Genomic DNA, 14,811 nt, shown 5'->3' with positions numbered 1-14,811 from the left:
TGACAATTGAATTATTTAAAGTAGGTGAAAATGTGTGAAAACAAATGTACATAAAGTAGATAAGTGGGGGAAGTTAGGCGCTTTTTTGTATCAGTTTCGTTATACGGTAATTGTAGCATTACTATTGCTAGCGATAGGGCTCGGTATTTTCGCTCCAAAGCTACCAGGAGTATTAGGTGGTGACGGTTTCCAAACAGAAGGGGACTATCAAAAAACGAAAGAAATTTTAGATAAAGATTTTAAGAGGTCTCAAGATACACTTTTACTCGTTTTTGAAAAAAATAAAGGTGTTTCACATGAGGAATTTCAAAAGCAAGTAGAGGGAATTGTAAAGAATGTACAAGAGAAAGAGACTTATGAATCTTTCCATCACCCAGTGCAAAATAAAGAAATGTTACAAGATGATATCGGCTATGCGACAATTTTATTTTCCGGGAAAACAAATAAGGAACGAATGGAAAAGACGTTACAATTTGCTGATAAAATCGAAAAGGAAAGTAATGCAGCGTTAAAAGTAACGCCGACAGGATTTCCAAAAATTAATCAAGAGATTAATGAAAGAACGCAAAATGATTTGAAAGTAGCAGAGATGATTGGGTTACCAATTGCATTTCTCGTATTACTATTTTCATTTGGTAGCCTTTTGGCATCTATTTTACCAATTGTAAATGGGGCATTTAGTGTTATTAGTACGATGGGCATATTATACTTTATAGGTAGTGATAAGGAACTATCTATCTTTGTGTTAAATGTTGCACCGATGATCGGACTTGCATTATCTATTGATTTTGCGCTATTATTTGTAAATCGCTTTCGAGAGGAAGTTGCAAAGCGAACGGTAAAAGAAGCGATAGCAATTACATATCAGACAGCAGGGCGTGCAATCGTATTTTCAGGATTATGTGTATTTGTTGGATTATCCGGTTTGTTCTTCTTTAAAATTGATTATATTCAGTCAGTCGCAATTAGCGGAATGATTGTAGTGATTATGAGTATTTTATTTTCACTCACACTCCTTCCAGCGCTATTGTCATTAATTGGGAAACGGATATTAAAAAAGAATCAAGTAGCACATACGCCGGCAAAAGCGTGGCGTACATTTGCACAATTTGTAATGAAACATCCAATTGCGATGATTATTGTTGTTACAACATTTATTGTGATTTGCTTATTACCGTTACGTACAGCTAATTTGCAGTTCCCTGACGTGGAAGCTTTACCTAAACAAAGTGATACAAGAATTGCATATGAGAAGTACGAAGAGGCATTTAATGAAACGGCAAAAACACATGCTGATGTTACGTTAGTGGTAGAGACGAAAAAAGATATGAAAGAAAAAGAAAGTTTACAAAAGGTAGAAGAAGTCGTTCAAAAGTTAAAAGACGATAAGAAAGTGCATGAAGTAAGAAGTTTATACGACGGATTAACAGGTATGAAAGCAGATCAAGTTGCTGGAATATTAGTGTCGCCAGAAGCTGCGAAACTAGCTCCTGTATTTGAAGTATATACGAAAGGGAATAAGACGACGATAGAAATCTTTCTAGAAACAAAACCACGTACTGAAACTGCTAAACAATGGGTTCGTGATTTTAAACAAAATTATAAAGAAACAGATGTTACGTATTATTTAGGCGGAATGACGACGTTCCAACAAGAGTTAGAAGATGAAATTAAAGATAAAGTTGCAATTGGTATGTCTGTTATATTTGGATCGACCTTTGTTATATTATTATTTGCATTCCGATCTATCCTCATTCCAATTAAGGCAATTATTATGAATATACTTAGTTTAAGCGCAACAATTGGAATTGTTGTTTGGTTATTTGAAGGTGGGCATTTTGGTTTAGAAGCAAGTCCGGTTCTATTTGTCTTACCAATCTTCATTTTCGGCCTCGTATTTGGGCTTAGCATGGATTATGAAGTCTTTCTTATTTCACGTATTCATGAGTTATATGAAGAAACAGGAGATAACGATCAAGCGACGTTAGAAGGACTTGTGTCAACAAGTAGAATCATTACATCCGCTGCACTAATTATGATTGTTGTAACTGGTGCGTTCGCCTTTACTGATATTTTACCAGTACGGCAAATGGGGCTTGGCGTTGCATTAGCGATATTTCTTGATGCAACAATTATTCGTCTTATGCTTGTACCAAGTTTAATGAAATTGTTTGGAGACTGGAATTGGTGGTTACCATTTCGAAAGAAAAGAGAAAAATCATCGTAAAAAATACTCATCCCATAGATGAGTATTTTTTTATGAATAGCAAGACCTACATTTTGCAAATAGTATGTGATAAGAACATTACATATAAGTAGGTGAAGGCAATGTTTCGTTATTTTAAGTTTAAGCTAAATGATACAGTACAGTTTGCAGAAAACGATGGGCATATGTATCGCATTGTCGGTTATCGGTTAGAAAAAGGGTTTTATCCAAAAGATGAATGGACTCATATTATTTATGAATTGCTTAGAGATTTTGATGGGTATACGATGGATGCGGAAGAAGAGGAACTTGTAAAGGTTATTCAAGTAGAGGATGAGTATTACAAAATACAAGAGGTATCGGGCTATCGTTATCCGGTAAAAATGAAGCAAAAGCAACAAGTTATGAAAGTAGAAAAGATGGATGACTTATTAGATACGTATAATGATTATAAAAGGTTGGCGGATTTCTTTAAAGATTTATCGTATGAACAAAAAGCGGAAGAAGTATTACAGGAAATGAAAAAGCGTAGAGCGTGAGGGGCAGTCTATTAGAATACTGTCCTCTATTTTTGACGGTGCATCAAATTGTATTTTCCGTTACAATGAGAGAATCAATAGAAATAAGGTGATGCAGTATGGAAACGAAGAAGAAGGGTGAATGGTGCGAAATTACTATTCCAGCGAAATGGAATGGTATAAGCATTGAGTCATTATTAAAAATAGAATGGGAAATACCGAAAAAGTTGTTACATCAGCTTCGTATGGAAAAAGGTGTTACCGTTAACGGGGAACAGAGAAGATGGAATGAACTTTTAAAAGAGGGCGATAAGTTACAAGTGCATATGTTTATAGAGGAAGCATACGATGTAGAGCCTGAGTATGGTGAATTACATGTAGTGTATGAAGATGATCACGTACTTATTGTAAATAAGCCTGAGAAGATGGATACGCATCCTGCTGAAAAAGGCGGGACGGGAACACTTGCAAACCTTGTTGCTTTTCATTTTCAAATGCAAGGTTTAGAGACGAAGGTTCGTCATATTCATCGGTTAGATAAAGATACGACAGGCGGTGTCGTGTTTGCTAAGCATAGAATTGCGGGTGCAATTATGGATCGTTTATTAATGGAACGAAAAATTAAAAGAACATATGCGGCGCTTGTGGAAGGAAAAGTGAAAAAGAAACAAGGAACAATTGACGCGGCGATTGGAAGAGATCGCCATCATGCGACGAGACGACGTGTTTCTCCAAAGGGAGACCAAGCAATCACATATTATAAAGTAGAGAAGTACTTTAAAAAACAAAATGCTACGCTCGTAACGTTACAATTAGAAACAGGTAGAACACATCAAATTCGTGTTCATATGAGCTACAATGGTAATCCATTAGTCGGGGATGTATTATATGGTGGGCAAACGCAATATATGTCCGGGCAAGCATTACATGCGATGAAAATAAACTTCTTACATCCAATTACGAAAGAAGAGATTGAAGTGGATGTACCATTTCCTATAAAATTAAATAATACAATGAAAGAATTTCAAAGAATGAATGCGTAAAATGTAAGTTTAAATTTGAGAAAAGTAAATTTTTGCAGGGATTTCTCTAAAAGAAGCGAAGCCGTTAAGAGAAAAGAGAGGTGAGAATTACTTGGTCAAATATAAATATATACTAGGAATATTTTTCGCTTGTCTTTTAGTTACTCTATGTCTCTATCCATATTTACCAAATCGTATGGCAGTACATTGGAATGAAAATGGTGGACCGAACGAGTTTATGAGTAAACAAGTTGTTATAGCATTTATTCCTTGTCTTATTACTTTTTTACATGGATGCGTGTATATTATTTCACATAATATATATAAGTTGAATGAAGGTGAGCATATCATTATAAGTGGATTTCTAAAGACGATTACTTTATTTATGTTGTTTATCCATATGCTCATTCTCTATATTAATTTTGGAAGTGTGATATCCTTTCAGACAGGATTAACAATTGGGATTAGTATGTTTCTTTTTATGCTTAGTAAAGGGTTTAAAGAAGTTAAGAGTACGGAAAAAGACCCAATTCAATTACAAAAAATTCGTTTAGTGAGCAGGCGGATTTTTCAAGTAATGGCATGTAGTATATTGTTCTCATTGTTTTTGAACTTGAAATGGGGATTTTATGTGTTACTTACTGTAATAAGTTGTGGCTCTATTTTGTTTATGTTCTACATATTGTACTCATACATAATAGAAAGTTATGAAACGTAAAAAAAGAGTCTTCTCATTATGAGAAGACTCTTTTAATCTATTTACTTCGTAATAAATTGTTGTGTCCAGTAGTTGCCGCTTTCTACATAACCAACACCGATGTGAGTGAAGCCGTTATTTAAGATGTTTGCACGGTGTCCAGCGCTGTTCATCCAAGCTTGTACTACTTCTTCAGGTGTACGTTGGCCTTGAGCGATGTTTTCACCTGCAGACTTATAAGAAATACCAAATTTCTTCATCATGTCAAACGGAGACCCGTATGTAGGGCTGTTATGATCAAAGTAGTTGTTTTTTTGCATATCCTCAGACTTGATACGTGCTACTTTGCTTAATTCAGTATCGATTTGTAATGCTGGTAAGCCTTGTTTTGTACGCTCAGCGTTTGTTAATTCAACAACACGTTGTTCGAATTCGCTTAAAGATTTTGCTTCTTCAGCAGGCTTTTGCTCAGCAGGTTTTTGAGTATTGTTGTTTTCAGCAGGCTTTTGAGTTTCTGGTTTTTGAACTTCTTCAGCAGGCTTTTGCTCAGCAGGTTTTTGTTCAGCAGGTTTTTGAGTATTGTTGTTTTCAGCAGGCTTTTGCTCAGCAGGTTTTTGTTCAACAGGCTTTTGAGTTTCTGGCTTAGCTGTTGGTTGCTCAGTTACAACATTTTCAGTTGGTTGTTGACCAGGAATGAAGCAGTTTGGTTGGAAATTTCCTTGTTGCCATTGTGCTAATGACTCAACTCCCATAGATTGTAAGAATGCTTGTAATTCTTGTTGGCTCATTTGCTTCATCATCACTTTTGAATGCTGAATATTTTGAACCTTTATGTTAGACGGTTGTACTGTTGCAGCTTGTGCATCTAAAGATGATACTCCTAGAGTAAGAGCTGTTGCAGCAGCTACAGATAATAAAACACGCTTTTTCATGATGTGTGTCCCCCTATATAAAGTTTTAATTTGTTTTCACACGATTTGTTTTTGACAGCCTGTCTGACTGACAAATTCATCGTAGCATACAATTTGCAAGAAAAAAGATGGAAAAAAATTCATAGACTTAAAATTTACCTAATTTATCCTAAGAGGGGAAAGGAGGGGAAATAAGAGAAACATAGAGTATAAAAGGAATTTTCAGCATTTTTATACTTCGTTTTAAGAGGGGATTTTTGGATAAATGTACCTATAATGAAAATGAAGAATCCTATTGTATCAATGGTTTGAGCATTTTTTTGAGGAATATACTGGATTGATTTTTACAAAACTGTAATGTTTCTGTTGTTCTTTTTTATAATAAAGTAACATATTTTTAATGTTGTAGCGGACAAAAAAGCGGCTATCTCTTTACGTAGACGAAGGAGATAGCCGTTTTCTTATTATTACGTATGTTACGAGTTATTACGAGTTGGTTTCAATTGCTTCTAATAATAGATCTACAATGTGAATTCCTCTCATTTTATGAGAAAGACCTTCTCGTTCAATCCCTAATTTCATTTGTAATAAACAACCTGGGTTTGCAGTAACAATGGTTGCTGCTTCTGTTTCATGCACACGGTCCATTTTGTAATCTAGAAATTCCATTGATAACTCTGAATGAACAATATTGTAAATACCAGCGGAACCACAGCAACGATCCGCGTCTTTCATTTCACGGTATGTTGCACCTTGAATTGCTTCTAGTAGCTTACGAGGTTCTGAAGATGTTCGCATAACATTGCGTAAATGACAAGAGTCTTGATACGTAATAATTTGCGGTGTGAGTCGTAAGTCTTTTCGTTTATGGAAATCTAGTTCTACTAGAATAGCGGTAATATCTTTAATTTTAGAAACGAACTGCTTTGCGCGTTCAGCCCACTGTGGATCGTCTTTTAAAAGATAATCGTAGTCTACGAGGTAAGCTCCGCAACCACCTGCATTCGTAATAATATAGTCGATGTTTAAATCTTCGAATGCTTTTATATTGCGTTTCGCTAGTTCCTTTGCTCCGCTTTTTTCACCAGCATGCCCATGTAATGCCCCGCAGCAACTTTGTGTTTTCGGAATAACGATATCACAACCAGCTAACTGAAGAAGTTTCATCGTTGCGTTATTTGTTTCTAAAAACATCGTATCCATTAAACAACCTGTGAAGAATGCAACTTGTTTCTTCTTTGTACTTTCAGCAGGTAAAAATGCTGGGCGATCTTTCATTGCTTTCATTTTAGGAACTTTTGGCAAAACGAGATCCATCGTTGCAAGTGTTTCAGGGAATAACTTCATAATCCCTGTTTTATGTGTTAGCGTTTGTAAACCAGAACGTTGGTAAAATCCAATTAATCCTGTTAATGCTCTCATTCGATTTTGATGCGGGAATAGTCCTTCAAAAACGACTTTACGAACGGCTCTCACTGGTACCGAGAACTTTTTATTTTGATTTATAATATCACGAGCTTCTTCTAATAAATGTCCATAATTCACACCTGATGGACAAACAGGTTCACAAGCACGGCAGCCGAGGCAAACGTTTAATGTATTTTCAACATCTTCATCTGGCTCAATTAAACCGTCAACGACTGCTTTCATTAATGCGATGCGTCCTCGTGGTGAATGTGATTCTTTATATCCAGATTGAATGTAAGTAGGGCAAGTTGGTAAGCAGAAACCGCATCGCATACAGTTTAATAGTTCATCTTCACTTAATCGTTCTTTAAATTCTTTTTGAATGTTTTCTTTATTTAATGTTGTCATCGCTCAACCACCACTCTTTTACGAGTGTCTTTCGCGAACATCTTTCCTGGATTCATAATGTTATTTGGATCGAAGGCTTGTTTAATTCCTTGCATAGCAGCAATACCTTCTTTACCTAATTTCATTTCTAAATACGGAGCTTTCATCGCGCCAACACCATGTTCACCAGTAATCGTGCCGCCAAGTTCGATTGCTTTCGCAAATATTTCAGCAAAAGCTTGTTCAGCTCGGTGCATTTCTTCTTCATTACGAGCATCTGTCATACAAGTTGGATGTAGGTTACCATCACCAGCATGTCCAAACGTACAAATAGGAATATTATATTTTTTTGCAATGGCATTAATAGCTTCAACCATCGGAGCAATTTGTGAGCGTGGTACTGTTGCATCTTCCAGTATTGTTGTAGGTTTTAATCTTGCAAGTGCTGATAGTGCACTACGGCGAGCTGTCCGAAGCGCATCTGCTTCCGCTTCATCTTTTGCAACGCGAACATCGACTGCATTCATAGAGCGGCAAACGTGAGCTATTTTTTCAATATCTCGATTGACAACTTCGGGCGGGCCATCTTGTTCAATTAATAAAATTGCTTTTACGTCAGTTGGTAAACCAATTTGTGCAAACTCTTCTACAACTTCAATTGTCGGCTGGTCTAAAAACTCAAGTGTCGCTGGAATGATTTTATTTGCAATAATAGAAGAAACTGCACGTGCAGCTTCATTTATATCTTCATATAGCGCAAGCATCGTTTTTTTCGTTTCAGGCATAGGAACAAGTTTTAATATTGCCTCTGTTACGACGCCCAGCGTTCCTTCAGAACCGATAAATAAACGAGTTAAATCGTAACCAGCTACATCTTTAGCTAATTTACCTCCAGTACGAATAATATCGCCATTTGGTAAGACAACTTCAAGACCCATCACATAATCACGTGTGACGCCATATTTTAATCCGCGTAATCCACCTGAGTTTTCATTAATGTTACCGCCGATTGTAGAAATCTTCATCGAGCTTGGATCTGGTGGATAAAATAAACCTTTTTCTTCTACTGCTTTAATAATATCAAGTGTAATGACACCAGCTTGGACAGTAATTGTTAAATTCTCTTCATCAATTTCTAAAATATTATTCATATGGCGGAAGATAAGGACGATACCGCCTTCAAGTGGACATGTACCTGCACAAAGGTTTGTTCCAGACCCACGAACATATACAGGAATTTTGTGAGTGTTACATATTTTTAATACTTCAGCTACTTCATTTGTATTACGAGGAGCAATGACTGCATCAGGCATTGCTTGGAAGTTTGGAGTGGCATCATAACTATACGTTAAACGCCCCATATTCGATGTATCTACATTATCTTCGCCAACAATGGATACGAATGAATGAATAATTTGCTTTTCTAACATTGGAAATCCCCCTCAAACTGTTAACGTATTTAGTCATAATAAAAAACGTTGTAACAGTGCTTTCATTATAATGATAAAAAAGTTGGGGGATTCTTTCTATGTATAATCATCTAAAGATTAATCTGTTTTATCATTCTTTTTTGTATGATTATCTAATAAGAGGAGCGAGAAGTATAAAATGTTTAAGTCTTTGAATTGTTTCGGATCAAGTCCTGTATGCTCCTCAATCTTTTTAAGCCTGTAATGCAATGTGTTAATGTGTATATGTAATTGCTCAGCTGTTTGTTTATAAGATTGGTTATAATCAATAAATAAACGTAAAGTGTGCATAAGTTCAGGCGATGATAGTAAGTTTTCGATCGTGCGTCTTAGAAACTGTTCCCGCGTTTCAGCAGAAATATCTTGCAAGCACATTTCTAAACGTAAATCTTCATTAAATACAATTTTTTTCGTTTCAAGTGATACAGAAAGAGCTTGTAATGCTTGTTCGTACGATAAGTTCATATTGTTTGGCATAACGGATTGTCCAATCCCAATATATAAAGGAATAGAAAATAAAGTTTCACAGTCTTGTTTTAATCGGTTTAAAAATTGATACGTTTGCTCTTTAGAGTGTGTGGCTGTAAATAAAATAAATCGATCATTTCCCCAGCGAACAAATAGATGCTCCTTTGTTAATAGATTACGTACGTGTTGCCAAACTTTACGCTGAAGCATCGTGTCATTTTGATCGATTGAGAACAAAATAAGTTGTTTCTTCTTATATAAATCAATACCAAGTGTTTTTGCGCGATCGAGAAAGCTTGGAGACCAGTCTGTATTTTGAAGCCAATCAAAGACAAATGCTTCATAAGAACGGTGTTCAAGTTCTAGTTGTTCTAAAAAGTAGTTTTCGTGAATGAGTAGTTCGGTCATTTTACGTAATATTTCTCCGTATTGCGAAATATTTTCAGGTTCACCTGTAATTCCAATGACACCAATTACTTCGTCATGAAATAGTAAGGGGAGGTTCATACCCGCCTTTACGCCTTGCAAACGTCGTTCATCTTCTTTTGTAATAATGACAGTTTTCTTTTGTTTCGCGCATCGGAGTGCACCTTCATGAAATTGACCGATTCTTTCTACATCTGTACTTGCGATAATAACGCCTTGTATATTAATAATAATGATATTTTCTTTAATTAGTCTGCGTACTTCTCGTACAATTTTATTCGCTAAATCAGGAAAAAGCATAATTTGCACACCTCAAATTCTATTTGTTGTACATTATATATGTAAATGATGTAAGAAAGGGAAATTTCACACTTTCCACACATTTATTTGTTATTTTACAATTATAACGAAATCATCCGAAGATGGAGGGAATCTTTTGAGAAAGTATGTTTTTCTTCTCTGTTTTTTATTTCTATTAGTAGGGTGTCAAGGAAGTTCATATACACCGATTGCTAAAGATAAAAGTGTTATTATAACAACGAATATAAAAGAAGGTAGTCTTAGTTTTGTAGATAAACAAACTAAAAAGTTAATTACGACATGGGAACTTAATGAACCAATGGCAGGAATTGCACTACTTCCAAACGGTGAGGACATACTTGTATATGGCAAGCAGTTAGAGTACATGTATGTATATTCACTAGCAGAAGGAAGGCAAGTGGAAAAATATAAAACGGGAAAAGGCATTGTAAATGTGGTCGTATCCGAAGATAAAAAGCAATTATTTACTGCTGATCAAAAGGCTCAAAAGGTAAGGTTTTTTACGGTAAAAGGGAAAGAGGCAGGGAGTGTGTCAACCGGAAAAGGACCAATAACGATGGTAGAGCACGATAACCAGTTATCTGTACTAAACTTTTATGATACGAAGTTAACGACAATTGATACAAAGAAAAAAGAAGTAATCCAATCCTTTATAATTCCCCCAGCGTCAACGGGAGCGACAATTAGTCCGAATGGAAAAGAAATATGGATTGGCGGGCATGGTGATGGAAATCAAGTGAATGAGAAAGTATTAGTGTATTCTTTGCAGAGCGGAGAAATGGTACGTTCTTTACACGCTCCGTTTATGCCTGTGAATATAACGAAGGATAATAAGTATGTATATGCATTGAGTCACGGTTCGAATACGCTTAGAAAGTTTGATGTTGGTACGTATAAAGAGGTTGCTTCTGTAGAAGTAGGATCGAACCCATTTGCATTTTTGAAGAGCGGAGCAGAAGGATACGTAGCAAGCTACGATAGTGATGAATTGTGCATCATAGATATGAAGAATTTGAAAATAAAACAAACAATTAAAGTCGGAAAAGGGCCGTTTCAACTCATAGAGAGAGAAGGGAAGGACAATGAGTAAATATAGGGTGCTAGTTGTAGATGATGAAAGTGATATGAGACAGCTTGTTGGTATGTACTTAGATAATTTCGGGTACGAGTGGGGAGAAGCTGAAAATGGAAAAGAAGCTCTACAAAAATTAGAGACGAATCATTATGATTTCGTTGTACTAGATATTATGATGCCAGAGATGGATGGACTTTCAGTTTGTAAAGAAATTAGAAAGACGTCAGATGTACCAATTATATTTTTAACAGCAAAAGGTGAAGAGTGGAATAGGGTGAACGGCTTACGTATGGGAGCAGATGATTATATTGTAAAGCCATTTAGCCCTGGAGAATTAATTGCTCGTATGGAAGCTGTGTTAAGACGTTATACAAAGCAAGAACAACAAGAGGAGGTTCAGTTTGGACCGATCCTGATTAATGAAAAAAGTAGGAAGATTGAGGCGGATGGTGAGCCGATTTCTCTTACAGTAAAAGAGTTTGATTTACTCTATTTTCTTTGCCAACATACGGGACAAGTATTTAGCCGAGAACAATTGCTGGAAAAGGTATGGGGATATGATTATGCCGGAAGTACAAGAACAGTAGATACGCACGTGAAAACGATGCGTTTGAAACTTGGAGAAAGTGGAAACTACATTCAAACTGTTTGGGGTGTAGGCTATAAATTTGAGGTGTAACGTATGTTTACGATGATACAGAAGCTTTGGCTGACAGTAGTATGTGCAGTATTTGTAACAGTTTCTTTTCTTTATTTTGTATCTTTATACTCGTACGAAAAACTATACGTTGATAATTTAAAAGATTCATTAGTAACGGAGGGGAAGGGTCTTGCTGCGCAATATGATAAGCGTGAAGGCATATCAACTTTTGAAGAGAAAGTAAGAGCATTTGATCAAATATCTAGTTCAGACGTTCTTTTCGTATCGAACCCACGTGATTTAAGCGCATGTTTACCTTTTGATGTGCATCATCATTCTCTTATAAGTGAAGGGGACAGGCAAGCATTATTAGATGGGAAAACTGTGACGAAGATAGGATATGAGGAACATTTTGAACGTAATATTATGGGGGTTGTCATCCCTGTTTTAGAAAATAAAAAATTAGTTGGCATTGTATATTCTTATATTCCTTTAAAAAGTATAAAAGACTTAATATATGATATGGGCCTTATTTTGGCACCGTTAGCACTTGCTATAACTTTACTGACAATATGGATTGGTAGAAAGATTATTATTGCTATTACGAGACCACTTTCGCAAATGGAACGAGTTGCTAATCATTTAGCTACGGGAGATTTCTCAGAACGAATTACGATTTCTTCCGAAGATGAAATTGGACGATTAGGAAAAGCATTTAATAAAATGGCAAATTCTTTAGAGACAGAAGATGTAAAGCGTAAGGAATTTTTAGCTAACGTTTCACATGAACTAAGAACACCGCTGAGTTATATAAAAGGATATAGCGAGGCTATTTTAGATGGTGTAGCGAAGGGACCACAGCAGGAAAAAGTAACACAGCTCATTCATAAAGAAGCAGATCGTATGCAGCGTCTCGTTCATGATTTGTTAGATTTAGCACAATTAGAAGGGGAACATTTTCCGTTAAAGAAACAACCTATCGTTTTTTCACAACTGATTGAAGATGTGTTAGATACGTATGAGATTAAATTTATAGAAAAGAAAATTCGCATTTCAACAAATTTAAATCCAGAAATTATTGTAATGATTGATGAGGATCGTATGCAGCAAGTACTTCATAACGTGTTAGATAATGCGATACGGTATACGAATCCAAATGGGGATATTGTGATAACGCTTAGGCAGATAGATGATTACTGTGAATTGAACATAAAAGATACGGGAATCGGTATTGATACGGAGCATTTAGAAAATCTTGGCGAACGTTTTTACCGCGTTGATAAAGCGAGAAGTCGCCAACATGGTGGAACAGGTTTAGGTCTTGCTATTGTAAGACAAATTGTTCATATACATGATGGACAGTGGCGAATTGAAAGTGAAAAAGGAAATGGGACGACGGTTATTATTAAATTGAAAGTACAGGATGAGGGGAGCATGTTCTAATATTTAGGGCATGCTTTTTTGTATAGGAGACAATAGTTATACAGAAAGATATAAATTAATATATAATAAATATCGAAATTTTGACGATTTTATGAACAAAACATTTGTACTTCTTACCAATTCGTTCTAAAATAGTTATGATGCAAAGTTCTTATAAATCGTTTCAATTGTTGTTTGGAAGATACTGAGGTGATTTAACTGGAGTACAAATCGATTAAACCGAAAAAAATTTACGAAGAAGTATCTGAAGCTATTTTAACAATGATTAAAAATGGTACGTTAAAACCTGGTGACAAACTACTTCCTGTACATCAATTAGCTGAGCAGTTTCAAGTTGGCAGATCTGCTGTTCGTGAAGCGTTAAGTGCGCTAAGAGCGATGGGCTTAATTGAGATGAAACAAGGAGAAGGTACATATGTGAAGAATTTCGATTCTTCTTCATTAACAAAATCATTAAACAATAGATTATTAATGAAGAAAGAAGATATTTTGAATTTGTTAGAAGTACGAAAGGTGCTTGAAGTGGGGGCAGTTCGAGCAGCTGCGGCAAAACGTACGGAAGAGAATTTGAAAAATATGAAGCATTGGTTAGATGAAATGGCAAAGAGCATTGGAGATGAAAAAGCTGGTGAAAAAGCAGATTTTCAGTTCCATATGGGAATTGCGGAGTCTTCGCATAACAACATTTTGCTTGAACTCATGAATCACGTTTCAGAGATGATTGCTGAAACAATTGGTGAATCAAGACGCATTATTTTATATGGTGAACAAACAACATCAGAACGACTTATAGAAGAGCATCAAGTTATATATGATGCAGTGTTAAAGCAAGATGTAGAATTAGCGCAGCAAGCAATGCTAGATCATTTAACAAATGTAGAACATATTGTCACAGGTAAAAACGATATAAATTCGTAATTTAATCTTTTAAAAATCAAATTTTTTGATAAAATAGAGAGAGATTAAGTAAGCGTTTTCTTTAGAAGAGGGAGAGGATAGGCCATGGTTGAGCCTACTTCTTCTTTTATTAGTCATCTGATGACCATATGTTTGTTGGTGGAGTTGTAAAAAGGGGGAGTAATAATTATGAAAGTTACTTTATTTGTTACTTGTTTAGTTGATATGTTTGAAACAAACGTCGGCAAAGCAACAGTTGAAGTGTTGGAGCGTTTAGGTTGTGAAATTGAATTTCCAGAAGCACAAGTTTGTTGTGGTCAGCCTGCTTATAATAGCGGCCATGTAGAAGCAGCAAAAGAAGCGATGAAACATATGATTGAAACTTTCGAAGATGCAGAATATATCGTTACGCCATCTGGTTCTTGTGCGACAATGTTTCATGAGTATCCGCATGTTTTTAAAGATGATCCGAAGTGGGCTAAACGTGCACAAAAAGTTGCTGATAAAACATATGAATTCACACAATTTATTGTAGATGTTTTAAAGGTTACTGATGTTGGTGCAAGTTTACCAGGAATTGCTACTATTCATAAATCATGTCATATGACACGTATGCTTGGAGTAACAGAGGCACCAGGAATTTTATTATCAAATGTAAAAAGATTAACTGTGAGAGAGTTACCAAATGTGCAAAATTGTTGCGGGTTTGGGGGAACGTTTTCAGTGAAGATGACTCCAATTTCTGAGCAAATGGTAGATGAAAAGGTAGAGAGTGCAATGGAAACAGGTGCTGATTATTTAATCGGTGCAGATTGTGGGTGTTTGTTAAACATTGGCGGACGTATTGAGCGTTTAGGAAAAGAAATAAAAGTAATGCATATTGCTGAGGTACTGAATAGTCGCTCATGAAGGGGGAACATAAGC

General features: G+C 35.8%; 13 protein-coding genes. 9 read left to right on the top strand and 4 right to left on the bottom strand.

Annotated elements, in window-relative coordinates; genetic code table 11:
- The first annotated feature begins 34 nt into the window (after nt 1–34).
- From ACUXEY_RS21795 to ACUXEY_RS21780, 4 genes are all read left to right on the top strand, one after another.
- Nucleotides 35–2,227, top strand: coding sequence for an MMPL family transporter (locus ACUXEY_RS21795; RefSeq protein WP_461301578.1), 2,193 nt, complete (start codon nt 35–37; stop codon nt 2,225–2,227).
- Nucleotides 2,228–2,328: 101 nt separating this feature from the next.
- Nucleotides 2,329–2,745 carry a hypothetical protein gene (locus ACUXEY_RS21790; protein WP_048526774.1) on the top strand — a complete coding sequence of 139 codons (417 nt, stop codon included), beginning with the start codon at nt 2,329–2,331 and terminating at the stop codon, nt 2,743–2,745.
- 98 nt (nt 2,746–2,843) lie between these two features.
- Nucleotides 2,844–3,767, top strand: coding sequence for an RluA family pseudouridine synthase (locus ACUXEY_RS21785; protein WP_429598795.1), 924 nt, complete (start codon nt 2,844–2,846; stop codon nt 3,765–3,767).
- A 91-nt stretch (nt 3,768–3,858) separates the two neighbouring features.
- Nucleotides 3,859–4,464: a DUF1648 domain-containing protein gene (locus tag ACUXEY_RS21780; RefSeq protein WP_429598798.1), complete on the top strand. Its 606-nt coding sequence runs from the start codon at nt 3,859–3,861 to the stop codon at nt 4,462–4,464.
- Between the two features lie 41 nt (nt 4,465–4,505).
- Here ACUXEY_RS21780 and ACUXEY_RS21775 read toward each other — a convergent pair whose 3' ends face one another.
- The 4 genes from ACUXEY_RS21775 to ACUXEY_RS21760 form a co-directional block, all read right to left on the bottom strand.
- A complete protein-coding gene (locus ACUXEY_RS21775) occupies nt 4,506–5,375 on the bottom strand; it encodes a CAP domain-containing protein (RefSeq protein ID WP_461301577.1) in 870 nt (289 codons plus the stop codon).
- Nucleotides 5,376–5,840: 465 nt separating this feature from the next.
- Nucleotides 5,841–7,169, bottom strand: a complete 1,329-nt coding sequence (locus ACUXEY_RS21770) for a (Fe-S)-binding protein (RefSeq protein ID WP_461301576.1) — start codon at nt 7,167–7,169, stop codon at nt 5,841–5,843.
- Nucleotides 7,166–8,578, bottom strand: a complete 1,413-nt coding sequence (gene glcD, locus ACUXEY_RS21765; RefSeq protein WP_461301575.1) for a glycolate oxidase subunit GlcD — start codon at nt 8,576–8,578, stop codon at nt 7,166–7,168. The genes ACUXEY_RS21770 and glcD overlap by 4 nt, the downstream gene beginning before the upstream one ends.
- A 117-nt stretch (nt 8,579–8,695) precedes the next feature.
- On the bottom strand, nt 8,696–9,811 hold the full coding sequence (locus ACUXEY_RS21760) for a CdaR family transcriptional regulator (RefSeq protein ID WP_166704884.1): 1,116 nt from the start codon (nt 9,809–9,811) through the stop codon (nt 8,696–8,698).
- 136 nt (nt 9,812–9,947) lie between these two features.
- Here ACUXEY_RS21760 and ACUXEY_RS21755 point away from each other — a divergent pair, with 136 nt between their 5' ends.
- The 5 genes from ACUXEY_RS21755 to ACUXEY_RS21735 all read left to right on the top strand — a co-directional run bounded on the left by ACUXEY_RS21755 (nt 9,948) and on the right by ACUXEY_RS21735 (nt 14,796).
- Nucleotides 9,948–10,922, top strand: a complete 975-nt coding sequence (locus ACUXEY_RS21755) for a YncE family protein (protein WP_461301574.1) — start codon at nt 9,948–9,950, stop codon at nt 10,920–10,922.
- A complete protein-coding gene (locus ACUXEY_RS21750) occupies nt 10,915–11,586 on the top strand; it encodes a response regulator transcription factor (RefSeq protein ID WP_000049882.1) in 672 nt (223 codons plus the stop codon). The genes ACUXEY_RS21755 and ACUXEY_RS21750 overlap by 8 nt, the downstream gene beginning before the upstream one ends.
- A gap of 3 nt (nt 11,587–11,589) precedes the next feature.
- Nucleotides 11,590–12,990 carry a sensor histidine kinase gene (locus ACUXEY_RS21745; RefSeq protein WP_000494792.1) on the top strand — a complete coding sequence of 467 codons (1,401 nt, stop codon included), beginning with the start codon at nt 11,590–11,592 and terminating at the stop codon, nt 12,988–12,990.
- A gap of 228 nt (nt 12,991–13,218) precedes the next feature.
- Complete coding sequence (locus ACUXEY_RS21740; protein WP_269732695.1) at nt 13,219–13,908, top strand: FadR/GntR family transcriptional regulator; 690 nt, start codon at nt 13,219–13,221, stop codon at nt 13,906–13,908.
- A 168-nt stretch (nt 13,909–14,076) separates the two neighbouring features.
- The gene (locus tag ACUXEY_RS21735) at nt 14,077–14,796 is read left to right on the top strand and encodes a (Fe-S)-binding protein (protein WP_461301573.1); all 720 of its coding nucleotides are present in this window, start codon (nt 14,077–14,079) and stop codon (nt 14,794–14,796) included.
- The last annotated feature ends 15 nt before the right edge of the window (nt 14,797–14,811 follow it).

It is taken from the genome of Bacillus sp. F9_6S_D1_P_5 (assembly GCF_054823925.1).
The sequence above is the reverse complement of the archived record's forward strand: the minus strand, read 5'-3'. Positions and strand labels throughout refer to the sequence as shown.

Bases quoted from the DNA above. Each gene is read 5' to 3' on its own strand.
- ACUXEY_RS21785 (WP_429598795.1), top strand. From the start codon at position 2,844: ATGGAAACGAAGAAGAAGGGTGAATGGTGCGAAATTACTATTCCAGCG.
- glcD (WP_461301575.1), bottom strand. From the start codon at position 8,578: ATGTTAGAAAAGCAAATTATTCATTCATTCGTATCCATTGTTGGCGAA.
- ACUXEY_RS21790 (WP_048526774.1), top strand. From the start codon at position 2,329: ATGTTTCGTTATTTTAAGTTTAAGCTAAATGATACAGTACAGTTTGCA.
- ACUXEY_RS21745 (WP_000494792.1), top strand. From the start codon at position 11,590: ATGTTTACGATGATACAGAAGCTTTGGCTGACAGTAGTATGTGCAGTA.
- ACUXEY_RS21750 (WP_000049882.1), top strand. From the start codon at position 10,915: ATGAGTAAATATAGGGTGCTAGTTGTAGATGATGAAAGTGATATGAGA.
- ACUXEY_RS21760 (WP_166704884.1), bottom strand. From the start codon at position 9,811: ATGCTTTTTCCTGATTTAGCGAATAAAATTGTACGAGAAGTACGCAGA.
- ACUXEY_RS21770 (WP_461301576.1), bottom strand. From the start codon at position 7,169: ATGACAACATTAAATAAAGAAAACATTCAAAAAGAATTTAAAGAACGA.
- ACUXEY_RS21735 (WP_461301573.1), top strand. From the start codon at position 14,077: ATGAAAGTTACTTTATTTGTTACTTGTTTAGTTGATATGTTTGAAACA.
- ACUXEY_RS21775 (WP_461301577.1), bottom strand. From the start codon at position 5,375: ATGAAAAAGCGTGTTTTATTATCTGTAGCTGCTGCAACAGCTCTTACT.